Origin of the sequence: Motilimonas sp. E26 (genome assembly GCF_021278025.1) — a bacterium.
Taxonomy (GTDB): domain Bacteria; phylum Pseudomonadota; class Gammaproteobacteria; order Enterobacterales; family CBDFNC01; genus Motilimonas.
Map to the genome: position 1 here is coordinate 1 of NZ_JAIBHJ010000024.1, position 24,194 is coordinate 24,194.

The following is a 24,194-nucleotide window of genomic DNA, read 5'->3' on the forward strand; positions in this document are numbered from 1 at the left end:
ATGGTGCCCAGACGCGGAATTGAACCACGGACACGGGGATTTTCAATCCCCTGCTCTACCGACTGAGCTATCTGGGCGACGGAGCCGTATTAAATAGATTTTGCTTCCAACCGTCAACTGTTTTTTTCATTTTTAATACTAAGTTGAACTGTTTGCACAAGCTTTCACCAGTTCGATTCAAAAAGCAGCAGCTTTTGTCATTTAACTCAATAAACATAGTTAACGGTAATTAACTTCTACCTGAATAAAATGCTTTTTGCGCTTTATTTACTTTGTACAAATAGCGTCTAGACTCGGCTGATGGGTGGTCATTGGTCAAAGATTGATAAACTTGTGCACTTGAACGGCTATTAATTACATTCGGTGCTTGTTTTCGGTCAGAGTGAAACGTTTTTAACACATTCCCCGCACCGCCGTTGTACGCAGAGATAATAGCAAAGCGTAACGATTCTGGATCTGTGATCTCTTTTAAGTAACGTGTCTTTAAAATATGTAAATACGCGGTGCCAATATCTATGTTATTTTCCGGATCAAATAAATACTGCCTTGAAGGTTCGCCGTCACGCAATTTTATCTTCTCAAATACATCACGCCCCGCCGTTGATGGTACCACTTGCATCAAGCCATAAGCGTTAGCATGGGATACCGCATAAGGATTAAAGCTACTTTCGGTTTTCATTACCGCATAAATTAAGCTCTCATCAATGTCGTACTTCTGACTGTATTTTTTCACTAACTGCGCGTATTTATATTCACGAAGTGCTTGGTGATCTCGAACTAAATCAAAGCTGACCGACCACACCTCTCCCACTTGTCGATATTCGCGCACCACTTGAGTCGATAACAAATAATCGGCAAAACGATTAGCACGCCAACCCCATTGAATCGGTTGCCCTTCATGATCTTCAACTTGGCCATACAAAAATGGCTTACCGCCAACTGCATCGACTTCTTTGGCGGAAAAAATATCGACCGAAGCGGGATCATCAGGTGTAAGTAAAGTAGCCACTATCGCTTGGTGCAAATGCTCATTAGGCTGGTCTTTGGCAATGGTTTCTATGGTGATAACACCATTGTCGAAATCTATTTGCGCGCGACTTTGGTAGTTATCCGTGTACTTTACATAATGCTTGCTGCTGGCAAATATACTGTCACTTTGCCCCCAAGTAACATAAACGCGATCAGCAAAGTGATTAACTAGGCTCTCAAAGCCCTCTACGTCTTTGTCAGCGCTTTGTGGATTCTTCTGGTAATAATCCTGGCGCTGCGCCAAAAACTGCTCTAAATCGCTTTGCTCAGATTTTTGTTGATTGCTCGCACACGCTGCTAACAGCAGCGCGGGAACGAATAGAAGGGTTTTATTCAATGCTTTGGCCTATGGAGCAGGTGGCGTATAACCTTCAATGTCAACTTCTTGGCCTTCAAATAGGTATTTCACCATTTCCGCTTCAAGAAATTTACGATCTTCTAAATTCATTAAACTCAGTTTTTTCTCGTTGATCAGCATGGTTTGTTTCTTTTGCCATTCTGACCACGCTTCCTTGGAAATATTATCAAACACACGTTTGCCTACTTCACCGGGGATTAATTGAAAATCTAAGCCGGGTAATTCTTTTTTTAAACGGGCACATAAAACGGTTCTAGCCATGGTTATCCTCTGACATCTGAGACAAGTTGTAACGGCGTACTATCAAGCAACTTTTGCGTTGCCGCAGCCAAGCCAATAGTTTGGGGTTGGTTCAAGTTATACCAGAGAGCGCCATCAGCTTCCATCACCTGACGCGTATTCCATAAGGAAACATCCACCAGCACCGGCTGAATATCAAAATGGTAATGGCTAAAGGTATGACGAAACTCAGGCAGTAGCTGAGTTTCGTATTGCTCGGCCCCTAGTCTCGTCAAAATATCTTGCTGCTGCTGCTCGTCTTCAGCTTGCGGAAAACACCAAAGCGAGCCCCAAATTCCCGTTGGCGGGCGCTGCTCCAGCCATACTTGATTGCCGTCGCGGACAATAATCAGTCGCGCGCGCTTTATCGGCTGAGTTTTCTTTGGCTTAGAGTGAGGAAACGCAGTGGGTTGACCAAGAGCGAGCGCCTTACAATCACTGGCAACAGGGCAAACATCACACTTTGGCTTACTGCGGGTGCAAATGGTTGCGCCCATGTCCATCATGGCTTGATTAAACTGAGCCACTCCCTCTCTTGGGGTGCAAAGCTCACTTAGCTGCCATAAAATCGCTTCGACCGGCTTTTTTCCAGGCCAGCCCTCAATGGCTTGATGGCGCGCTAACGTGCGTTTCACATTACCATCTAAAATAGGATGGTATTGGTCAAGGGAAAGAGATAACACCGCACCTGCGGTGGAGCGACCTATGCCCGGCAAGGCGAGTACATCATCAAAATCACGCGGAAATTCACCACCAAACTGATCGCGAATTTGCTGCGCCGCTTTATGTAAATTACGTGCACGAGCGTAATAACCTAAACCACTCCAATGATGCAGCACTTCATCTTGCGGCGCATTAGCAAGGGCAACCACATCGGGGAAGGATTGCATAAATTTCTGATAATACGGGATCACAGTGGCGACTTGAGTTTGCTGCAACATAATTTCGGAAATCCAAACCGAATACGGCGTTTTAGCTAGCTGCCAAGGTAGGGTTTTACGTCCGTGTTGGTCATACCAAGTTAATATACGGTTGGCAAAGGCGACATTATCCACAAAACTGCTCTCTATTTTTCATTTGTGGGTAGCATAAACAAGCTGGTAAAGAGACTCCAGCAGTAATACTTGCCAAGCTTGCTAAACGAAGAGAAGTTTGGATAATGCGTGCAATTAAACCAAATCCCCCTTGCGTGCGTTAAGCTAATTTAACGAATGTGGACTATTTAAAGGTATTTGCCATGAGCGATAACGATAACAAACCTGAAGAACAACCTAAGCAAATGCGTCGAATTCGCAGTTTTGTTAAACGTGAAGGTCGTATGACCCAGCGCCAAAGCAATGCCAAAGAGCAATACTTGCCCACTATGGGCCTAACCTATGAAAAGAAGCTACTTGATTTAGACGCAGTGTTTGACCGCCAAGCACCGCGCGTACTGGAAGTCGGCTTTGGCATGGGTAAGTCATTAGTAGAAATGGCAAAAAACAACCCAGAATACGATTACATTGGCATTGAAGTGCACGGTCCGGGGGTTGGTGCTTGTTTAGCCGATGCTGCGGAAGCAGGTATTAACAACTTACGGGTATTTGAACACGACGCGGTTGAAGTGTTAGCGGATATGATCCCAGATAACTCATTGTCCACCTTTCAGCTTTATTTCCCTGATCCCTGGCACAAAGCACGCCATCATAAACGCCGCATTGTGCAGCCAGAATTTTTAGCCTGCATCCATCAAAAATTAGTGGCGGGTGGTATCATTCATATGGCAACCGATTGGGAAAACTATGCCGAGCACATGCTACTTGAGCTAACAGAAGCGCCGGGTTTTGAAAATACGTCTGACACCAACGATTACGTGCCACGCCCAGATTGGCGTCCACTGACTAAATTTGAAAGCCGCGGCCACCGTTTAGGTCATGGTGTGTGGGACTTGATCTTTAAGAAAGTGACGCTCTAGTCAAGCACCTCTTGCTGAATAAAGCATTACTCAGCAGAGCACTCAGGCCATCCTTGATTGCTTTGCAAAAAGCATCTTTGCCTGTAACAGCTAGGATGACGCTATTACAAAATATAAGAAGTTGAAATAAAATGAGACAATATTTGGAGTTATGCCAGCGTATCGTTGATGACGGCGTCTGGGTTGATAACAAACGCACGGGTAAGCGTTGTTTAACCGTGATCAATGCCGATTTAACTTATGATGTCGCAACAGGCGAGTTTCCACTGGTCACCACTCGCAAGAGTTTTTGGAAATCAGCCATTGCCGAATTACTCGGTTATATTCGAGGCTACGATAACGCAGCTGATTTTAGAAAAATTGGCACCAAAACGTGGGATGCCAATGCCAACGATAATCCTGATTGGCTGGCGAATCCCCATCGCAAAGGCCCCGACGATTGTGGCTTTATCTACGGAAAAGTGGCTCGCAATTTCCCTAAACCCGATGGTGGTAGCGTCGATTTACTACGTCAAATAGTAGATGATCTGAGCAATGGTATCGACAATCGCGGCGAGATATTCACCTTCTATCACCCCGGTGTATTTGATATGGGCTGTTTGCGCCCCTGCATGTACAGCCACCACTTTTCACTTCTAGGTGACACCTTGTACCTAAATAGCACACAACGCTCTTGTGATGTGCCGCTGGGGCTAAATTTCAACATGGTGCAAGTGTATTTCTTCTTAGCAATCATGGCGCAAATTACCGGTAAAAAAGCCGGACAGGCCTACCACAAAATTGTAAACGCCCATATTTATGAAGATCAGCTTGAATTAATGCGTGATGTACAACTTAAACGCGAGCCATTGCCCGCGCCTAAGTTAATCATTAACCCTAAAATAAAAACGTTAGAAGATCTTGAAACTTGGGTTACCCTTGATGACTTTGCGGTAGAAGATTACCAACATCACGAAGCAATTAAGTACCCGTTCTCGGTATAAGCTAGCCACAAAAAAGGGAGTATCGCCATACTCCCTTTTATTACCTCAAATATCTCAATACTTCACATCAATAAAGTAATTAACTTGTTTTCAATTCAGGTTTAGTCGGCTGCTTATAAGCCCAAATCATAAATATAAGCCCAGCTATCATCATGGGTAGCGATAACAACTGCCCCATACTTAAACCTGCGGTTAACAAGCCTAAGTGCGCGTCTGGCTCACGGGCAAATTCAATAATAAAACGGAACGTGCCATAGCCAAGTAAAAACAAGCCAGAAATAGCGCCAAGAGGGCGCGGTTTACGCGAGTAGAAGTACAAAATAAAAAATAACACCACGCCTTCTAAAGCAAACTCATAAAGCTGCGACGGATGTCGTGGCAACGCACCTGCACCTGGAAATACCATGCCCCAAGGACTATCTGTGACACGCCCCCATAATTCACCATTAATAAAATTACCAAAACGGCCGGCACCAAGTCCAACAGGGATCAGCGGCGCAATAAAATCAGCAATGGTAAAAAATTTGCGATTAGTTTTTTTCGCAAACCAAAACATCGCCACAATAACGCCTAATAAACCACCATGGAAAGACATCCCGCCCTCCCAAATTTTGAAGAGATAAAGCGGATTATCAAGAAATAGGCTAGTTTGATAAAACAGCACATAGCCCATACGGCCGCCTAAAATCACGCCTAGAAAGCCGTAAAATAAAACGTCACTGACCTCATCTTTAGTCCAGCCCGATCCTGGTTTCATGGCGCGACGGTTAGCCATCCACATAGCAAAAGCAAAACCAACCAGATACATCACCCCATACCAGCGTACAGCCAGCGGGCCAACACTAAATATGATAGGGTCTATTTGCGGGAAAGACCAAAACGTTTCAGACATAAGAGCGCGAACCTTGAATAATAAAAACAGCATTTTGCTATCAAATAGCTGTAATAACAAGGGAAGAGCGCCATTGTCATAACAAAATCACACGGCTAGCGCAGGAAAAAAATTTAACGCCCTGCTCGCACTAAGCCTCCAAGACCTTGGGCTTCGAGATATTGGGCAAACAAAGCCCGCACCTCTTTACCGGAATCCAGCTCATATGCCTGTCCTAACAAAGCTTGCAACTCTTTAACTGAAACATGGCGAATCACAAATTTAATCCGTGCAATATTGTAAGTATTCATACTGAGCTTGGTGTATCCCATCGCCATTAAAATCACTGCGCCTAACGGATCGCCAGCCAACTCACCACATAAACTCACTGGCACCTTATGTTGTTTAGCTTGGGCAATAATATGCTGCAAAGCTTGTAGTACTGCCGGGTGAAAACTATCAAAAATATTTGCGACACGAGGATTATTTCGATCAACAGCCAGTAGGTATTGGGTTAAATCGTTACTGCCTATCGACCAGAAATCGACTCGTTTCGCCAGTTGCGGCAAGATGTACAAGGCAGAGGGTACTTCTAACATCACGCCTAGTTTTGGTTTTCTTAAAATCTCACCTTGCGCCTCAGCTCGTTCTTTAATTTCATTCCATGCTTGATTAATTAAGCGGATCGAATCGTCAACTTCGCTAACCCCACTGATCATGGGCAGCATAATTTGTAAATTATTTAAGCCAATACTGGCACGAAGCATGGCCTTTATCTGCACCAAAAATATTTCCGGATGATCGAGAGTTAGACGAATTCCACGCCAACCTAGAAAAGGGTTTTCTTCAATAATAGGAAAATAAGGTAACTGCTTATCACCGCCCACATCCAGCGTGCGCATGGTGACTGGTTTTGCGGCATAAGTGTGTAAAATGCCACGGTAGCGCTCGGTTTGCTCTTGCTCGGTGGGAAAGCTCTCAGTGAGCATAAAAGGCACTTCAGTGCGATACAACCCCACACCATCAGCAAATTCATTTATGGCTATTTCGGTGTCAGCACTTAAACCCGCGTTTAACAACATCTCAATTTTAATGCCATCTCGAGTCACTGCTGGTGCTTCAAGACAATCTAGCATAATACTATCAAGCTGCTTTTCTTCCGCTAGCAACCCTTCGTATTCATTTTGTACCGCTTGCTCAGGCGAGACATATAATTCGCCACTGTAGCCATCAAGAATAAGCAGATTGTGGCTAAGCTTTTCAATCGGCACTGACATCCCCATTAAGGCCGGGATCCCCAAAGCGCGCGCTAAAATAGCAGCATGTGAGTTAGCAGAGCCTTTGACCGAAACGATGCCCTTTAGCTTTTCTTTCGGGACATTCGCCAACATAGTTGCGGTGACCTCTTCAGCCACTAAAATCAACTCATCGGCTATCAAAGCGGCAGGCTCAAGGCCAATCAAATGATTAATTAAACGTTGACAGACATCCTTAGTATCCGTCGCTCGCTCTCTTAAATAGGGGTCTGACATTGCCTTAAACTGTTGAATGTATCTAACAGCTACCTGCTTAACCGCCGCGGTGGCTTTTAGGCCAGTGCGAATTTCGCCTTTGATTTCGCCAGACAAACTCACTTCAGCGAGCATATGCTGGTAAATATCAAAAATGGCTAAGGCTTCTTTAGGTAATTGTCCCTTAAGGCGAAATGCGATGCCCTTGATTTCTTCGATACTCTGCTGCACCGCAGAGGTAAAGCGAACTAACTCACCATCAATATCTTGAGATGGTTCAATCTCTATCATATCAAGGGTAACTTGAGGCGTGATGACTTGGGCTTTCGCTATTGCTATACCAGGACTACCAGCAATACCTTTAATTGAGCGAATCGTTTTTCTCTGGGGATTGGGGGAGGAAAACATGCCTTTAGCTTGGGAGTGAGCAATCACATTGGCCAACTGTGCCGCGAGCGTAACAATAAACGACTCTTCATTTATGTCATATTCACGCGCGCATCTTTGTTGTACAACTAAAACGCCCAGCACTTTGCGCTGGTGAATAATAGGCGCGCCTAAAAAGGCGCGAAAATCGTCTTCTTGCACTTCAGGTAAGTATTTAAAACGAGGGTGAATTTGTACATCGGCTAAATTGAGCGGCTCTTCTTTTTGCCCCACCAACCCCACCACCCCTTCACTAAAATCAATGTGAGTATTACCTACCGCACTTGCGGCTAACCCATCTGTTGCGGCAAGAGTGAAGTGACTTAAAGAATCGTGAGCTAGATATACTGAGCAACAATCAACCTGCATCACCTGACGGATCTCGCTGACCAAAACCCCCATAGCATCCTCTAGAGAGTCAGCTAAATTAACATGCTCTACTATCTCTCTAAGTTGCGTTAACACATCACCTCCTACGGGGTATTAGTCATCGATTACTTGGCTGATTTTCGATATTTTTTAGTAAAACGTTTGCGTTTTTCTTTGCGTTTTTTGGGCTCAGCTTCAGGACGGTTAAAAGGCAATGCTGTCGGGCAAAACTCTTTCATCACTCGGCGATACACGTCCCGTTTAAATGACACAACTTGACGAACCGGATACCAATAACTAACCCAGCGCCAATCATCAAATTCAGGGTGCCCACAAGCACTTAAATTAACTTTGGATTCCTTTGCTTGTAGCGTCAATAAAAACCATTTTTGTTTTTGTCCGATACATACAGGTTTAGAATCCCATCTCACTAAACGTTTTGGTAACTTATATCTTAGCCAACTTCGACTTACAGCTAAGATTTTTACTTCATGTTTTTCCAGCCCTACCTCTTCGTAAAGCTCACGAAACATAGCTTGTTCGGCACTTTCACCTTCATTGACTCCACCTTGCGGAAACTGCCAAGAATGCTGTCCAAAACGCTTAGCCCACATTACCTGACCACTAGGGTTACAGATAATAATGCCTACATTTGGACGATAACCATCGGCATCAATCACTTATGCACCTATTGGGCTTGATCTCTAATACTTTAGATTCTTTCATATTCCCGCGATTGCAGCAAACAAGATACACGTTGACCCGTGCCAAACGTATAGCGGCTCACACTTTATGGATAACTTCAATACATAGCTTCACTTATACACACCAATCCGTCAACACACCACAAATTCATTTCAACTTCTTCACTAATTCTGTGCATAAGTCTGTTAAGAATTCGGTATTTTGTCACGCACTATGTTTATTTAGTTTATCTTGGTTTGTATTAGCTGCTGACAAATAAAAAATAAAGAATTAAAAAACAAACAGATAAAAAAACAAAAAACGTAAAAATCTAGAAAACTGGTTTTATAAACAGTGTCATAATAAATCCCTTCTATGTGTATAAAAACCAATGGACACATTTCGACCACCGACTAAGTTATTCACAAAATTTTGAAATAAATAGTCGATAATGTGCCATTTTTTCGTCCAACATCTCATTCAACAAGGCAGCAACAGTCAAATTGTGAATAAAATAGTCGTGGTTTTATAAGTTATCCAGAGTTTCTGTGGATAAACTTGTGTACGCAAACTTATATTTACAGTAAAACGCCAAAAAATAGTTTACTTGCTATAAGTCAAGCAAATAAAAAACATAAAAAAACATAAAAATCATAGAGATAGAAAATAGTCACCACATAAAAACTTAGCAAGCAAGATCGAACAAAAAAACAGCAAATGCAGCTCGGCTCGCAAAAAGGTATAATACTTTTATTTGTCGACTTTATTATGGCGTCTTCTCCTCAATCTATTGAGCAACTCATGCAACGAGCCCAACAAATAGCAGGGCTCAATTTAGCGCAATTAGCAGCCAGCGCAGGTTGGCCACTACCAAAAGATTTACGCCGCGATAAAGGCTGGGTTGGCCAATTAATTGAGCATCACTTAGGTGCATTGGCTGGCTCGAAGCCTGAGCAAGACTTCCCTGAACTAGGGGTTGAGCTCAAAACAATTCCTATTAACGAGCATGGGCAGCCACTTGAAACTACATTTGTTTGCGTTGCTCCCCTTTTGAATATTGCAGGCTTGAGTTGGGCCAATAGCAATGTGAAAAATAAGCTTAGCTGTGTCCTTTGGATGCCAGTGGAAGGACGTAGAGAAATACCACTTGGCCAGCGCCGCGTCGGCTCCCCCTTGCTTTGGCAGCCCAGTCAACAAGAAGAGATGTTATTGCAACAAGATTGGGAAGAATTAATGGATCGCATTGCTCTTGGTGATATAGAGCAGATCACCGCTCGCCATGGCCAAGTATTACAACTACGACCTAAAGCCGCCAATGGTAAAGCACTTACGTCAGCAATAGGAAACAATGGGCAACGGATCCAAACACGACCACGTGGATTCTATTTAAAGAAGGAGTTCACGTCACAAATTTTACAAAGTTACTTTTTAGTTTAATATTTACTTAACTAATGCCGTTAATAATCGTTATGATAAGATATTGTTATTTTTGTTATTAGTGATTGTTATACCTGAGGAGGTATCCATGCCCGTGAAGAAGCGCTTTCTAAAATCTAAGCCTCAAGTCAAAGTGACATTTGAAATAGAAAAAGAAACGGCAGCAGCAGCCGAACAAGTGTTTTTACTCGCTGAGTTCAATCAATGGCAACCCCTTGAATTGCAGAAGTTCAAAAATGGTAAGTTTAAGGCAACCATAGATATCCCTACTGACAATCAGGCTGAATTTGAATACAAATACAGATTCGTCAATTCTGATGGCTCTGAAGTGTTTGAGAATGATGTACAAGCGGATGGTTATAAAAGAAATGAATTCGGCACGGACAATTCAGTGATTAGTGTACAAGTGTGACAGCAATAAATCCATTGAAGCGCAACTTGATAAAGCAAAGATTACCAATTAACAAATGAAAAAAAGGCTCGCAATGCGAGCCTTTTTTAGTCTTACTTTTTACCAAGCTTCTCTTTGATACGAGCTGCTTTACCAGTACGACCGCGCATGTAGTAAAGCTTAGCTTGACGTACATCACCACGACGTTTAACTGTAATGCTATCTACAATTGGGCTATGAGTTTGGAATACACGCTCAACGCCTTCACCGTTAGAAATTTTACGAACAGTGAAAGAAGAGTGTAAGCCGCGGTTACGCTTAGCTAATACGAAACCTTCAAAAGCCTGAAGACGCTCTTTGTCGCCTTCTTTAACTTTAACTTGAACTACTACAGTGTCACCAGGTGCGAATGTAGGTAGATCTTTTTTTAACTGCTCGTCTTCGAGCTGTTTAATGATGTTGCTCATTTTAAAAACCTCTGCCTAGATAAACTGATACGATTGCTGTTACTCAGAGTCACTGATGTATTCAGCTAACAAGCGTGCTTGTTCGTCAGTCAGAGCTAGGTTGTTAATAAGTTCTGGTCTTCGTTCCCAGGTACGGCCTAATGACTGCGTTAGCCGCCATTGTCGGATCTTTTCGTGATTACCACTCAGTAATACCGGTGGCACCGCTAAATCTCCTAGCATCTCAGGACGGGTGTAATGTGGGCAATCCAATAATCCATCGGAAAATGAATCTTGCTCAGCTGATGCAGCATGACCTAAAACACCCGGTACAAAACGTACCACAGCATCAATTAAGGTCATGGCAGGCAATTCGCCGCCCGTTAACACATAATCACCTATCGACCACTCTTCATCGATTTCGGTTTGGATTATACGCTCATCTATCCCTTCGTAGCGACCTGCCACTAAAATCAAACCTTGATTTTGTGCCAACTCTTTAACGCCACTTTGTTCTAGTTTTCGTCCTTGAGGTGAAAGGTAAATTACCTTCGCCTCGATCCCTGCTTGCTCCGCTGCGGCTTTTGCTGCATGAATGGCTTGGCGCAAAGGCTCAACCATCATCAACATACCAGGGCCACCACCATAAGGTCTGTCATCGACAGTTTTATGTTTATCTGTGGTGAAATCCCTTGGATTCCAACATTGGAATTCAAGCAGTTGCTGCTTCACAGCCCTACCTGTTACTCCGTGTTCTGTTATGGCCCGAAACATGTCCGGGAAGAGGCTAATGACCCCTAACCACATAGAATGACTCCTCGGAGTAACCTAGAATCCTGGATCCCAGTCTACTTCAATAAATTTGTTGGCAATATCCACTTGGATAATTACCTGCTGTTCAAGATACGGAATTAACCGTTCTTTTTTGCCAAAGGCATCTGTCGGGTTGGATTTAACAACAAGCACATCATTTGAGCCTGTTTCCATCATGTCAGCCACTACACCTAGGTCGTAACCTTGGGTCGTTTTTACCTGACATCCCATCAAATCACGCCAATAAACCCCATCATCAAGATCAGGAAGTTGGTCATCGCTAACCAAGATCTCTAATCCAACAAGGGCTTGAGCGTCTTCTCTAACGTCAAAACCTGCAACTTTTGCAATCCAAGTTTTACTATGGCGACGGTATTCAGTTACTTGAACTTCTTTTTGTCGCCCTTGGTATTCAACATGCCAAGGCTTGTAGTCAAAGACACCTTCGGGGTCGTCAGTATAGGAATGTATTTTTAGCCAGCCCTTAATACCGTATACGGCACCAAACTTACCAACAACAATCTGGTCTGCTTGTTCACTCACTAAATTTCCCCTATACCTAATTGATTAAGCAGCTTTTTGGCTGTCTTTAACCAGCTTAGCAACACGTGCGCTAAGCGTTGCGCCTTGAGACACCCAGTGCTCAATACGCTCGTTGTTTAAACGAAGCGGCTCTTCGCTACCGCGAGCAGTAGGGTTAAAGAAACCTACTTTCTCAATGTAACGACCAGTTGCTGCATTACGGCTGTCAGCTACTACAACCTGATAAAATGGACGCTTTTTTGCGCCGCCACGAGCTAAACGAATGGTAACCATATCGTCCTCATATATTTTGAAAAACTACTGAGCCTGAAAAAATTTCAGACCCCCCACTTTGTAGAAAGCCGCAAAATTGTACTCTTATTCTCTATAAAAGCAACTGATTCCTTACCTGTTGAATGGCTATTTAACAGGTAAGGTCAAGCGGCAGACACAAAAAAAGGGAACTCGGTTCCCTTTTTTTGTGTCATGGCAACAGCCGTTCATAGCGCTAAGGGATTAAAATGGACCTTTGCCTTTCATCATGCCCGGCGGCATCATACCTTGCATGCGCCCCATCATTTTACGCATACCGCCCTTACCAGACATTTTTTTCATCATTTTTTGCATCTGCGTAAACTGTTTTAGCAACTTGTTTACTTCTTGAATAGATGTACCCGAGCCTGCAGCAATACGACGTTTACGCGAACCTTTGATGATTTCAGGGCGAGCACGCTCTCCCGGTGTCATGGAATTAATGATGGCTTCCATTTGCACCGTTAGCTTATCGTTCACTTGGTCTTTTACCGCGTCAGGAAGCTGCCCCATTCCCGGCAGTTTATCCATCATGCCCATCATGCCGCCCATGCTTTTCATTTGCACTAGCTGCTCGCGGAAGTCTTCTAAATCAAAACCTTTGCCTTTTTGTACTTTCTTAGCCAGTTTCGCCGCTTTGTCTTTATCAACTTTTTGCTCGATCTCTTCGATTAAAGACAGTACGTCGCCCATGCCTAAGATTCGAGAGGCAATACGATCGGGGTAGAAGGGCTCTAACGCATCAATTTTCTCGCCCATACCCATAAACTTAATCGGCTTACCGGTAATTTGACGAATAGAAAGTGCCGCACCACCACGGGCATCACCATCGGCCTTAGTCAAAATCACACCAGTTAATGGCAATGATTCATTAAAAGCTCGGGCAGTGTTCGCGGCATCTTGACCCGTCATAGCATCGACTACGAAGAGCGTTTCGACAGGATCAATCGCTTTATGCAGATCGATGATCTCGGTCATCATGCTTTCATCAACGTGTAAACGACCCGCTGTATCCACAATAACCACATCAATAAACTGCTTTTTCGCATGAGTAATTGCCGCGTTAGCAATATCAATCGGCTTTTGCGAAATATCACTTGGGAAAAACTCAACTTGCACTTCGCTTGCTAAGGTTTCCAACTGTTTGATTGCTGCTGGGCGGTATACGTCAGCACTAACCACCAGTACCGATTTTTTTTCACGCTCTTTTAAGAATTTAGCTAATTTAGCCACCGAAGTGGTTTTACCAGCACCTTGTAAACCCGCCATCAGTAAAATGGCCGGGGGCTGAGCAGCTAAATCTAGTTTTTCATTGGCGTCACCCATCGCAGCTTCAAGCTCAGACTGCACGATTTTAATAAATACTTGTCCAGGGCTTAAGCTTTTAGTGACTTCTTGACCTACCGCTCTTTCTTTAACCTTAGCGACAAATTCACGCACAACGGGCAGTGCCACGTCGGCTTCAAGTAGGGCCATTCTTACTTCACGTAAGGTATCTTTAATATTGTCTTCAGTTAATCGGCCACGACCACTGATATTTTTCAGTGAGCGCGACAGTCTGTCAGTCAGATTCTCAAACATGGTTTTCTCAACAAACTTATCTAATAAATTAGAAGGATTATACCCTTAAGTAACTTAATACAACACAGTATCAAGTGCCTTAGTTTTAACCAATCACCCCTTTTGCCTCACAAATGTTAGCCACAATAGGCGTTAAGTAACTGGATTATCCTTTGATTTGTTGGCTCAAGCTGAGCCCACAGGTTATACTGGCAGCTTAAATTAAAGGGTAAATTACGTTAATGGAAGTGATGTCTATTTTTGCTTTAGCACTTTACGCAATCGCGACTATCGCGTGCTTAAGTCGGTTATTGCACCATCAAGGCCCCAACAAGTTCTTAGTTCTCGGCTGTGCTTATAGCGCCATCGCGCTGCAAGGAGCTTGGCTATACCAAGATATTTTTATTGCGTCAGGGCAAAACTTATCCTTAATCAACGTTGCCGCACTGGTCAGCTTGATCGTTTGCTTAGTGTTATCCAGCGCCGCACTTCGTATCCGAGTTTGGGTGATACTGCCTGTTGCTTACGGTTTTGCCATGGTCAATTTAGGCGCGGCTACTTTACTGCCCTCTAATTATATTACTCACCTTGAGAGCCGACCAGAGATAGTTGTGCATATAAGCATTGCCTTATTAGCTTATTCGACCTTGATGATCGCTGGTTTATTTGCGACTCAACTCGGTTATTTGGATTACCAGTTAAAACAAAAACGTAAACCCTTGTTTCATCCAGCCCTGCCGCCACTGATGACAGTAGAAAAGCAGCTTTTTCAATTAATATTGATTGGCACCATCTTGCTAAGCTTATCTCTCGCGACTGGTTTTATTTTTTTAGATGATATGTTTGCCCAAGGAAAGGCTCATAAGGCGATACTTTCTATTATTGCGTGGTTTTTATATGTGACTTTACTATGGGGTCATTATATTAAAGGCTGGCGCGGAAAACCTGTCATTTATGCCACGGTTATAGGTGCCTTTGTGCTTACCTTAGCCTATTTTGGCAGCCGTTTTGTCAAAGAAATAATCTTAACTTAAGCTGCTACTCAATTTTTAACCCATTTATTGACTACCAAGAGGATCCACATTGGATACCATATCGACCGAAGTACTGTTTGCCATTTTAGGTCTGTTGATCTTAATGTCAGCGTATTTTTCCAGTTCTGAAACCGGCATGATGGCGATAAATCGCTACCGACTGCGCCACCTTGTTAAACAGAATAATAAAAGTGCAATACGGGTCGAAAAGTTACTACAACGCCCTGACAAGTTAATCGGCTTAATTCTCATTGGTAACAATTTAGTTAATATTTTAGCTTCTGCTATTGCCACCATCATAGGCCAACGACTATTTGGTGATGCAGGTATCGCCATCGCCACTGGCGCTTTGACCTTAGCCTTATTGATTTTTGCAGAAGTAACCCCCAAAACATTGGCGGCGTTATACCCCGAAAAAATAGCGTTTCCAAGCTCATTATTACTGCGCCCACTGCAGAAGATTTTCACCCCTGTGGTGTGGTTTGTTAACTTTTTATCTAATGGTTTACTCAAGCTGCTGCGCATAGACAGCGCCAATGGCGGTGATGATCATTTATCCCCAGATGAGCTACGCACTATCGTTCATGAAGCTGGCGCGATGATCCCTAAGCGCCACCAAGAGATGTTGCTAAGTATCTTAGATTTAGAGCAAGTTGCGGTAGAGGATATCATGATACCACGCAGCGACATTGCCGGTATCGATATCAATGATGATTGGGAGCTGATTTTACGCCAGCTAACGCAGTCACCTCACACGCGAATTTTATTGTACCGTGACAATATCGATGATGCCGTTGGCTTTATTCATGCCAAAGATACCTTGCGTATGATGCTTAAAGAACAGCTCGATAAAACCACCCTACTGCGCAGTGTAAAAGAGCTGTACTTCATTCCAGAAGGCACCCCATTGAACACTCAGTTACTCAAGTTTCAGCGCAGAAAACAGCGTATTGGCTTAGTAATAGACGAATATGGTGATATTCAAGGCTTAGTCACACTAGAGGATTTGCTCGAAGAAATAGTGGGAGATTTTACCACCAGCATCACGCCTGAAGTGTCAGAAGAAATTCATCAACAAGAAGATGGCAGCTTCTTGGTTGAGGGAGGTATCAGTATTCGTGATATAAACAAGGAAATGAACTGGCAATTCCCAACCGATGGGCCAAAAACCTTAAATGGTTTAATTCTGGAATACCTAGAAGACATTCCTGCTCCCAATATCAGTGTACGTTTATTTGGTTATCCCATTGAAGTGGTCGAAGTTGAAAATAATATGGTCAAGTTGGTACGGATCATTCCTCACTTATACCAAGAGAATGAATAAAAAAATGGGCTAATATCCAATAGAATATTAGCCCGTTTTTAATAACTGGATTTACTTATTACAGCTTTTCAAGCAATTCTTTCGGCAGCGCCAATTCATCATTTTGGTTCACGCCAATACCACGCTCGATAATTGTTTTAGCAATCGCTTTTGCTTCATCTAGAGAGTGCATCACAAACGTGCCACATTGATATTCATTAAGCTCAGGGATTTCATCTTGGTTTTGTACAAGCAGCACATCTTGCATTGCTGCCAACCAGCTGTCGGCAACAGTTTGCTCAGATGGCGCGCCAATGAGGCTCATGTAGAAGCCAGTACGACATCCCATAGGAGAGACATCAATAATCTCTACCGTATCGCTGTTTAGATGCTGACGGATAAAACCGGCAAATAAGTGCTCTAAGGTGTGGATACCTTTCTCTGATAGTAGTTCTTCATTTGGTACACAAAAACGCAGGTCGAATACGGTAATCGTATCTTGCCCTGGTGTTTTCATGGTTTTAGCCACACGCACTGCGGGCGCATTCATTTTGGTATGGTCCACAGTGAAGCTATCTAATAATGGCATCTTGTTTCTCCTTCATAGTTATCGCGCTACTCTAACCAAAGCCGCCACTAGGATCTAGTTGATTATTGGGTTTTAGCTAAAGAAAGTACGCCAAAACCAGCCGGAATTTAGGTCATCTTGACACTGCTTTAACTGCTGGGCATAGCGCTTCGCGCGTTGGTCCACTTTCTTTGACACCTTAATTAACCACGGTTTTTTGTTATAACTGCCTTTTTTATAGCCACCCCATCCCTCATGATAGTTAAGGTATTGGCGGTAAGCATCCCACTTAGACACGCCATTAATTTTATGGGTCTTGGTGGTAAACCACCCCATAAAATCAATGGCATCAGCAAAATCATCCCGACTAGCCCAACTATTGCCCGTTTCACGAGTATAATCCTGCCAAGTTAAGGTTTTAGCCTGGCTGTAGCCATAAGCACTACTGGCTCTTCCAATGGGGATAAACAGAAAGTATTCCATTGGTGGCGCAGCATCGTGTTTAAAACTACTTTCTTGATACATCATGGCCATTGGCACATGAATAGGCGTGCCCCATTTATCTTCCATGTCTTTCGCAGCCGTGTACCAATTACGCTTTTCTTGGAATATTTCACATAAATTTTCGGGATTACGTGGTGGGGACGAGCTACATGCAACCAATAAAGACACACAAACAAGCAGAAAAAAATATTTTGTATTTTTTAGTATTCCCATTGAACTCTTTGCCCCTATTGTTGCCTTACTAGTGCAAGAATTGTTTTTTTCATTGTTTTCAGGAGCCGTAAGGCTCCTGTTTTTTTATCTGCTGCTTTTAAGCCTTAGCGAAATATTGCTCAAGGAACTCATCAAACCCGACTTTGTCTGCTGACTCTATTGCTTGCTGCTTAGCCGTAGACTCCACTCTAAACTGGGTAAAGTCATCTTCATTCCAATATTGATAAGAGCCTGAGGCTAGCTCTTGTTTGTATTGATTCGATAATTTGATGGCAAATTCACCATTATCTATTTCTAATGATTTTAGTTCTTTCAATAGCTGCCCAGACAAGGTGAGTTCAGGGTCAGCAAAGCTTGGCGCTAACTCGGTTAAAGCGGCGCTAAATGATTGAGTGTTGTTATCGCGATCAAGCATTGCCGCCACTTCACGCCATTCAAGCATCAGTTTTTCACCCCACTGAGGTATGGTTAATTCTTCACGGCTAATTTCAAGAGCAATGCCTGGTTTTCGGCCCTCAAGAACCACCTTTGTAAAGTTACCTTTATATTCATTACAACGCGATGGATCAAATTCAGCCGACGGCTTAAGGGCGCACCAAGTGAGAAAAACATCTAAGAAATAAGACTGCAAAGGAGTGATACCCACTGCAGAGAAGGGATTAACATCCAGTGACCGCACTTCAATGTATTCTATACCACGCGCCGCCAGTGCATGACGCGGCTTTTCATTGGCAAACGTGACACGCTTAGGACGGATCGGCGCGTAAAGTTCATTCTCGATTTGCAGCATATTAGCGTTTAACTGCTTATATTGACCGTTTTCTTTCACGCCAATTTTTTCAAAAGCTAACGAATGTGCATTGACGGCTTTTTCGACCGAATGAAGATAAGAGTCAAGCGCATTATAACTCACACACAAATCAGCTTGACTGCTATTGGTATAGCCCAAATCACTCAAACGTAAAGACGTCGCATAAGGTAGATAAACCGTTCCTTTGCCAAGAGCTTCAAATGGTAAGCTGCTCTTTTTACCTTGTAAAAATGAACTACAAAGGGCTGGTGAAGCACCAAACAAATAAGGAATAACCCAGCCAAAACGGTAAAAATTACGCACTAAAGCCATATAGCCAGCTGAGGCTTTATCTTGCTCACTCATTCCTGGCGCTTGCTTTAATTGCCAAAACTGCTGCGGCAAAGAGAAGTTGTAATGCACACCGGAAATAATCTGCATCATACTACCGTAACGATTTTTTAAGCCTTCGCGGTAAGTGGTTTTCATTTTGCCGATATTAGAGGTACCGTATTGCGCGAGCTCTATTTGGTCTTCACCTGCGCAGTAACAAGGCATGCTCATTGGCCAGAGTTGCTCTTGGCCCAAGTTTTTCACCGTGTAATGATGTATGTCTTGTAATTGTTCAAATAAGACCGAGGTTGAAGTAGATACTGGCGTAATAAATTCTAGTAAGCTCTCAGCAAAATCAGTGGTGATGGTCGAATGAGTTAATGCTTTACCTAATGACTCAGGGTGAGGTGTTTGCGCCAACTGCCCATTACTGGAAACGCGTAAGCTTTCCCGCTCTATGCCTCGATTGATCCCAGTCAATGCACCAGGAGTAGCCTTTAACAGCTCAAGTTGTTCATTAAATTTTGAATTCAAGATAAAGCCTTAGTTTATGTCACACCAGTCTTATTCATAAGAGTAATAGTCGCTGGCGCCTAAACAAATAGAAGAGTCACATCATGTCACTCTGATTCACTTACAGCAAGCTGCAGAAAACACTTACCTAAACCGCTAACAGGTAAATGCGCATAATAATATATTTGCTACCGTATATTGGGGCAGTCGCTTCATATTACAAGTTTTCGGCCATACTTTGGCTCAGATAAAACCTTGAGCAATCAAAGCAATAAATGAGTAACGCAACAGCTTACCAAGCAATAGTAATAAACCTGACCAGTAGCGATTTAATTTCAACCAGCCAGCCGCAAAACAAAAAATATCACCGAAAATAGGTAACCAGCTAAATAATAAACAATAAATACCATAACGTTGCATATAAATGATGACTTTCTGTTGCTTAATTTCTAAGTTCTTTTGATAACAGCGCGCTAACCAACCAAAATAGTAAGTGAGAAATCCACCCAATGTATTACCTATAGTTGCCACTGCGATCAAACTGTACACTGAATATTGTTCAGCCAAGATCATAGCAGTGAGTAATACTTCAGAGCCTGCAGGTAATAAGGTCGCAGCGATAAAGCTCAGACTAAACAAACCCCATAGTGACATTGTGTGCGTTAACACAGTTTCGAACATTTTAATCAACCAAAAGAACAAGTGGCGCCAGTTTATCAAATTTGTTCGTTAATCTAAGCTTAAGCGAGGCGAAGGAATCGATTTTTAACGTAAAGTCCGATTAAAGGTTGCCAACTCAGACGATGCTATCACCCCTAATGCAATGTTTTTTGATATAAATAGAGCAGATGTGGCAACTCAAACGTAAGCTAAACAACGACAAATTATGCACCCAAGGAGCGCTACAATGGCGAGAATGTTTTTAATCCCCCTGGTTATCTCATTACTTTGGCTGGGTTTTCTGCATTACCATGGTTTATCAATTAAGCAAGGTGCGAAAGGTTTTTACTGGATAGCTGGCCTGTCTGTCTTTTTAATAGGCTTTTTTACTTTAATGCTTCATTTAACACGAACATAAAAATAAGCTAAAAACCGGCCTTAACCAACGAGAACTAAGCGGGGGGCAATAAAAAAGGTGGCCAAGCCACCTTTTATTAAATGCTTATCTGATTAAACAAAGATTAACCAACCAAAGCCAGTAACACACCAGCGGCGACAGCACTACCGAGTACGCCAGCCACGTTAGGGCCCATAGCATGCATCAGTAAGAAGTTTTGTGGGTTAGCTTCTAGGCCCACTTTATTCACCACTCGCGCCGCCATTGGCACCGCTGATACACCCGCAGCTCCTAATAATGGGTTAATCTTACCGCCCGACATTCGGCTCATTAGTTTCGCCATCAATACACCCGAAGCAGTACCAATTGCAAACGCCACCGCGCCAAGCACCAAAATGCCTAATGTTTCTAGGGTTAAGAAATATTTGGCTGATAACTTAGATCCAACAGCCAAGCCTAAGAAAATAGTTACCGCATTAATAATTTCATTTTGCGCCGCATTGCTTAAACGATCTACAACGCCAGATTCACGCATCAGATTACCTAAACAGAACATGCCCACAAGCGGCGTTGCTGCTGGTAATAACAAGATACAAGCAAACAGCACCAATAGCGGAAATAGAATTTTCTCACGCTTGCTTACTGGGCGTAACTGCTCCATCTGAATAGCACGCTCTTTCTCAGAGGTTAAAGCACGCATGATAGGCGGTTGAATCAAAGGGACTAGCGCCATGTAAGAATATGCCGCTACCGCAATCGCACCTAACAAGTGAGGGGCAAGCTTGGACGCGAGGAATATCGCCGTTGGGCCATCCGCACCACCAATAATGGCGATAGCGGAAGCGTCTTGCATAGAGAACTCAAAACCAGGGATAGCGTTCAGTAAAATCGCACCAAACAGGGTAGCAAAAATACCAAATTGCGCTGCCGCACCCAAAAATAACATTTTAGGGTTAGCGATTAGCGCACCAAAGTCTGTCATCGCGCCCACACCCATAAAGATAAGTAACGGGAATACACCCGTTTCAATACCAATATGGTAGATGTAGTAAAGTATGCCACCTTCATCGGTAAAACCGGCATTGGGAATATTGGCTAAAATAGCGCCAAAGCCAATCGGCAATAATAACAATGGTTCAAACTTACGCACTATCGCTAAGTAAAGTAATAAAGCACCCACCGCCATCATTACGAGCTGTTTCCACTCGAAATGGTAGATACCGGTATCGTGCCAAAGGGTTAATAAACCTTCCACTGGAACTCCTTATGCCAGCGCTAGCAGGGCATCGCCAACTGCAACTGAATCGCCTTCACGAACATGAATCGCTTGTACCGTACCTGATCGAACCGCTCTGATTTCAGTTTCCATCTTCATCGCTTCCATAATCAACAGTACGTCACCTTCACTCACTTGCTCACCTTGTTGCACTAACACTTTAAAAATAGTGCCTGATAATGGCGAGGTAATATCTTCTGCTGGACCATTTGCAGCAACAGGCGCGGCAGCAGCTGAATCAACAGCAACTGGTGCCCCACCCACTGGCGTGATGGTTTCAATACTACCCGCAGGGCCCACTTCAACATTAAATACCTGACCATCCACTTTAACCGCGTAGGTTTCAGCTTCAGTACGCGGCGCAGCCGCAGGCTTCATATCATCGGCACTTGGCACTGGCTCAAATGCGTCAGGATTATTACGATTCTCTAAAAACTTAAGGCCTACTTGTGGGAATAACGCGTAAATAAGCGCATCATCCACTTCGTTTTCAGCAACCTTAATACCTTTCTCTTTTGCTTTGCCTAAGAACTCAGCAGTTAATGCTGCTAACTCTGGCTCAAGTAAATCAGCAGGGCGACAAGTAATGACTTCCTCGCCTTCTAATACACGCTGTTGTAGTTCGGTATTAACTGCAGCAGGCGTAGCGCCGTACTCACCCTTAAGTACACCCGCGGTTTCCTTAGTGATGTTTTTGTAGCGTTCACCCATTAGTACGTTAATCACAGCTTGGGTGCCAACAATTTGCGATGTAGGAGTAACAAGGGGAATAAAGCCAAGATCTTCACGTACACGTGGAATTTCTTTTAATACTTCATCTAAACGATCGCCCGCGCCTTGCTCTTTAAGCTGACTTTCCATATTTGTTAGCATGCCACCCGGCACTTGAGCTATCAAAATACGTGAATCAACACCTTTCAGAGCACCTTCAAACTTCACGTATTTTTTGCGTACTTCACGGAAGTAAGAAGCAATATCTTCGAGAGCATGTAGGTCTAAGCCAGTATCTCGCTCGGTACCTTCTACAATAGAGACAATGGTTTCCGTTGGTGAATGACCGTAAGTCATACTCATTGAAGAAATAGCCGTATCAAGAATATCAATACCACTATCAATGGCTTTTTGCTGAGTCGCAATACTTAAACCGGTCGTAGCATGACAGTGTAAGGCTAACGGTAGATCGACAGTTTCTTTAATGCGAGTAACCAACTCCTCGGCAACATAAGGCTTAAGCAGGCCCGCCATATCTTTAATACAGATAGAGTGAGCGCCCATGTCTTGTAAGCGTTTCGCCATATCTACCCAAGTATCCACTGTGTGTACTGGGCTAGTTGTGTAAGAAATCGTACCTTGTGCATGGGCACCAACATTAACAGCAGCTTTTACTGCAGTTTGGAAGTTGCGCACATCATTCATCGCATCAAAGATACGAAACACATCAACACCATTGGTATGAGCTCGCTCAACGAATTTTTCTACAACATCATCAGCATAGTGGCGGTAACCTAACAGGTTTTGCCCACGTAACAGCATCTGATGCTTAGTGTTAGGCATCGCTTGTTTTAGCTTACGAATGCGCTCCCAAGGATCTTCACCCAAATAACGGATACAGGCGTCAAATGTTGCGCCGCCCCAAGTCTCTAGAGACCAAAAGCCCATTTTATCGAGTTTCTCTGCAATCGGTAGCATATCTTCGATCCGCATACGCGTCGCAAACAGCGACTGGTGTGCGTCGCGCAATACCACTTCAGTTATAGCGAGAGGCTTAGACATGACGTTGTGCTCCTTTAAAAAGTTTTCTTAGAACCAAGTTACTTATTTTCACGGTACTGTTGTACCGCACTTGTGATGGCTGCTATTAATTTTGGATTCAATGTTGCTGGCTGAGGTTGTGCCGTTGGCTTTTTTGCTGCTACAGGCGCGGATTCAACGGGACAAAGTTTAGCCATTTGTTGAACAACAATAACTAATAGGCCAAGAAACAAAAACACTGAAATCATGCCGACCAGCATCAAGTTCCCTGCTTCTAATAACAGTTCAGTAATATCCATAATTTATTACGTCCATTCGGGCCTAAATAATAATTCGTAAGCATTATTACCTAGACCTTAAAAAAGTCAAACTCACAATGAATAAATATTCACTAATAAGTCGTTTTTATATTTTTATTATATTGAGTTAGCCATCAAATTCCTTAGCGGAGACATTCTTTGACGAGCTATCTTTGAGACATTGATAACTAATGAGGTTGAGCTATCTGTAAAAAAACAACATTTGTTGGTGAAAAAGCCAACAAGTACGATTTTTCAAAAGCCACTAAGTCTACTTATTTTACTTAATTATAAAACCCCTGTGAGATCTAAATATCTCAAATTAGGCAAGTACAACTAAAAATCACAACCAATTAAAAATATAACACTAATAAAAAACTAAAAAACAGTTTAATAAGTTGAATGCGCAAACATTTCAGGATGTTCACATTCGATCATTTTTGGTCGACCGTTACACCAGCATTTATAAATATTTTCAAAATGAATAAAAATGAATAAATACCACAAAAATTCAACATTCAGGCAAATAGATTGCAACAAAAAATTAACAGAACATAAAGCTTATTTGGGAACGGAAATGTATAGTGGAGAAGTCTAAGAGGAAAGT

Annotated in this window: 24 protein-coding genes and 1 tRNA gene; 6 read left to right on the plus strand and 19 right to left on the minus strand. The window is 43.0% G+C overall.

Annotation, left to right across the window (positions count from 1 at the left end; genetic code table 11):
• Position 1: 1 nt before the first annotated feature.
• From K1M91_RS16650 to mutY, 4 genes are all read right to left on the minus strand, one after another.
• Positions 2-77: transfer RNA gene (locus tag K1M91_RS16650), tRNA-Phe, on the minus strand.
• 152 nt (positions 78-229) lie between these two features.
• Positions 230-1,366, minus strand: a complete 1,137-nt coding sequence (gene mltC, locus K1M91_RS16655; RefSeq protein WP_282561176.1) for a membrane-bound lytic murein transglycosylase MltC — start codon at positions 1,364-1,366, stop codon at positions 230-232.
• Positions 1,367-1,375: 9 nt separating this feature from the next.
• Entirely contained in the window at positions 1,376-1,648 is a 273-nt protein-coding gene (locus K1M91_RS16660) for an oxidative damage protection protein (RefSeq protein ID WP_232803394.1), read from the minus strand.
• 2 nt (positions 1,649-1,650) lie between these two features.
• On the minus strand, positions 1,651-2,721 hold the full coding sequence (mutY, locus tag K1M91_RS16665; protein WP_232803395.1) for an A/G-specific adenine glycosylase: 1,071 nt from the start codon (positions 2,719-2,721) through the stop codon (positions 1,651-1,653).
• Positions 2,722-2,903: 182 nt separating this feature from the next.
• Between mutY and trmB the strand changes: the two genes are divergently transcribed.
• Together trmB and K1M91_RS16675 are read left to right on the plus strand one after the other, a co-directional pair.
• The gene (gene trmB, locus K1M91_RS16670; RefSeq protein ID WP_232803396.1) at positions 2,904-3,620 is read left to right on the plus strand and encodes a tRNA (guanosine(46)-N7)-methyltransferase TrmB; all 717 of its coding nucleotides are present in this window, start codon (positions 2,904-2,906) and stop codon (positions 3,618-3,620) included.
• 131 nt (positions 3,621-3,751) lie between these two features.
• The gene (locus tag K1M91_RS16675) at positions 3,752-4,603 is read left to right on the plus strand and encodes a thymidylate synthase (RefSeq protein WP_232803397.1); all 852 of its coding nucleotides are present in this window, start codon (positions 3,752-3,754) and stop codon (positions 4,601-4,603) included.
• A 79-nt stretch (positions 4,604-4,682) separates the two neighbouring features.
• Here K1M91_RS16675 and lgt read toward each other — a convergent pair whose 3' ends face one another.
• From lgt to rppH, 3 genes are all read right to left on the minus strand, one after another.
• Positions 4,683-5,495 (minus strand): prolipoprotein diacylglyceryl transferase, encoded by an 813-nt coding sequence (gene lgt / locus K1M91_RS16680; protein WP_232803398.1) that lies wholly within the window; start codon positions 5,493-5,495, stop codon positions 4,683-4,685.
• 113 nt (positions 5,496-5,608) lie between these two features.
• A complete protein-coding gene (gene ptsP / locus K1M91_RS16685; RefSeq protein ID WP_232803399.1) occupies positions 5,609-7,876 on the minus strand; it encodes a phosphoenolpyruvate--protein phosphotransferase in 2,268 nt (755 codons plus the stop codon).
• A 29-nt stretch (positions 7,877-7,905) separates the two neighbouring features.
• Positions 7,906-8,460, minus strand: a complete 555-nt coding sequence (gene rppH, locus K1M91_RS16690; RefSeq protein WP_232803400.1) for an RNA pyrophosphohydrolase — start codon at positions 8,458-8,460, stop codon at positions 7,906-7,908.
• Positions 8,461-9,232: 772 nt separating this feature from the next.
• On the opposite strand from rppH, the gene mutH reads away from it, so the two are divergent.
• Positions 9,233-9,901 (plus strand): DNA mismatch repair endonuclease MutH, encoded by a 669-nt coding sequence (gene mutH, locus K1M91_RS16695; RefSeq protein ID WP_232803401.1) that lies wholly within the window; start codon positions 9,233-9,235, stop codon positions 9,899-9,901.
• 88 nt (positions 9,902-9,989) lie between these two features.
• Positions 9,990-10,313, plus strand: coding sequence for an isoamylase early set domain-containing protein (locus K1M91_RS16700; protein WP_232803402.1), 324 nt, complete (start codon positions 9,990-9,992; stop codon positions 10,311-10,313).
• Positions 10,314-10,405: 92 nt separating this feature from the next.
• Here the strand turns inward: K1M91_RS16700 and rplS are convergent, their stop codons facing one another.
• The 5 genes from rplS to ffh form a co-directional block, all read right to left on the minus strand.
• The gene (gene rplS / locus K1M91_RS16705; RefSeq protein WP_232803403.1) at positions 10,406-10,759 is read right to left on the minus strand and encodes a 50S ribosomal protein L19; all 354 of its coding nucleotides are present in this window, start codon (positions 10,757-10,759) and stop codon (positions 10,406-10,408) included.
• 39 nt (positions 10,760-10,798) lie between these two features.
• Positions 10,799-11,545, minus strand: coding sequence for a tRNA (guanosine(37)-N1)-methyltransferase TrmD (trmD, locus tag K1M91_RS16710; protein ID WP_232803404.1), 747 nt, complete (start codon positions 11,543-11,545; stop codon positions 10,799-10,801).
• A 21-nt stretch (positions 11,546-11,566) separates the two neighbouring features.
• Complete coding sequence (gene rimM / locus K1M91_RS16715) at positions 11,567-12,094, minus strand: ribosome maturation factor RimM (RefSeq protein ID WP_232803405.1); 528 nt, start codon at positions 12,092-12,094, stop codon at positions 11,567-11,569.
• A 24-nt stretch (positions 12,095-12,118) separates the two neighbouring features.
• Entirely contained in the window at positions 12,119-12,367 is a 249-nt protein-coding gene (gene rpsP / locus K1M91_RS16720; RefSeq protein WP_232803406.1) for a 30S ribosomal protein S16, read from the minus strand.
• Positions 12,368-12,589: 222 nt separating this feature from the next.
• The gene (gene ffh, locus K1M91_RS16725; RefSeq protein WP_232803407.1) at positions 12,590-13,966 is read right to left on the minus strand and encodes a signal recognition particle protein; all 1,377 of its coding nucleotides are present in this window, start codon (positions 13,964-13,966) and stop codon (positions 12,590-12,592) included.
• Between the two features lie 230 nt (positions 13,967-14,196).
• Between ffh and ccsA the strand changes: the two genes are divergently transcribed.
• Both ccsA and K1M91_RS16735 read left to right on the plus strand, forming a co-directional pair.
• Positions 14,197-14,979, plus strand: a complete 783-nt coding sequence (gene ccsA / locus K1M91_RS16730; protein ID WP_232803408.1) for a cytochrome c biogenesis protein CcsA — start codon at positions 14,197-14,199, stop codon at positions 14,977-14,979.
• 49 nt (positions 14,980-15,028) lie between these two features.
• Positions 15,029-16,303, plus strand: coding sequence for a CNNM domain-containing protein (locus K1M91_RS16735; protein ID WP_232803409.1), 1,275 nt, complete (start codon positions 15,029-15,031; stop codon positions 16,301-16,303).
• Between the two features lie 58 nt (positions 16,304-16,361).
• Here K1M91_RS16735 and luxS read toward each other — a convergent pair whose 3' ends face one another.
• The 7 genes from luxS to K1M91_RS16770 form a co-directional block, all read right to left on the minus strand.
• A complete protein-coding gene (gene luxS, locus K1M91_RS16740) occupies positions 16,362-16,871 on the minus strand; it encodes an S-ribosylhomocysteine lyase (protein ID WP_232803410.1) in 510 nt (169 codons plus the stop codon).
• A 72-nt stretch (positions 16,872-16,943) separates the two neighbouring features.
• Positions 16,944-17,567, minus strand: a complete 624-nt coding sequence (locus K1M91_RS16745) for a hypothetical protein (RefSeq protein ID WP_232803411.1) — start codon at positions 17,565-17,567, stop codon at positions 16,944-16,946.
• Between the two features lie 97 nt (positions 17,568-17,664).
• Positions 17,665-19,224, minus strand: a complete 1,560-nt coding sequence (gshA, locus tag K1M91_RS16750; protein ID WP_232803412.1) for a glutamate--cysteine ligase — start codon at positions 19,222-19,224, stop codon at positions 17,665-17,667.
• A 222-nt stretch (positions 19,225-19,446) separates the two neighbouring features.
• Positions 19,447-19,884 (minus strand): YqaA family protein, encoded by a 438-nt coding sequence (locus tag K1M91_RS16755; protein ID WP_232803413.1) that lies wholly within the window; start codon positions 19,882-19,884, stop codon positions 19,447-19,449.
• A 500-nt stretch (positions 19,885-20,384) separates the two neighbouring features.
• Entirely contained in the window at positions 20,385-21,515 is a 1,131-nt protein-coding gene (locus tag K1M91_RS16760; protein WP_232803414.1) for a sodium ion-translocating decarboxylase subunit beta, read from the minus strand.
• Between the two features lie 9 nt (positions 21,516-21,524).
• Positions 21,525-23,309: a sodium-extruding oxaloacetate decarboxylase subunit alpha gene (gene oadA, locus K1M91_RS16765; RefSeq protein WP_232803415.1), complete on the minus strand. Its 1,785-nt coding sequence runs from the start codon at positions 23,307-23,309 to the stop codon at positions 21,525-21,527.
• A 38-nt stretch (positions 23,310-23,347) separates the two neighbouring features.
• The gene (locus K1M91_RS16770; protein ID WP_232803416.1) at positions 23,348-23,587 is read right to left on the minus strand and encodes an OadG family transporter subunit; all 240 of its coding nucleotides are present in this window, start codon (positions 23,585-23,587) and stop codon (positions 23,348-23,350) included.
• Between the last annotated feature and the right edge of the window lie 607 nt (positions 23,588-24,194).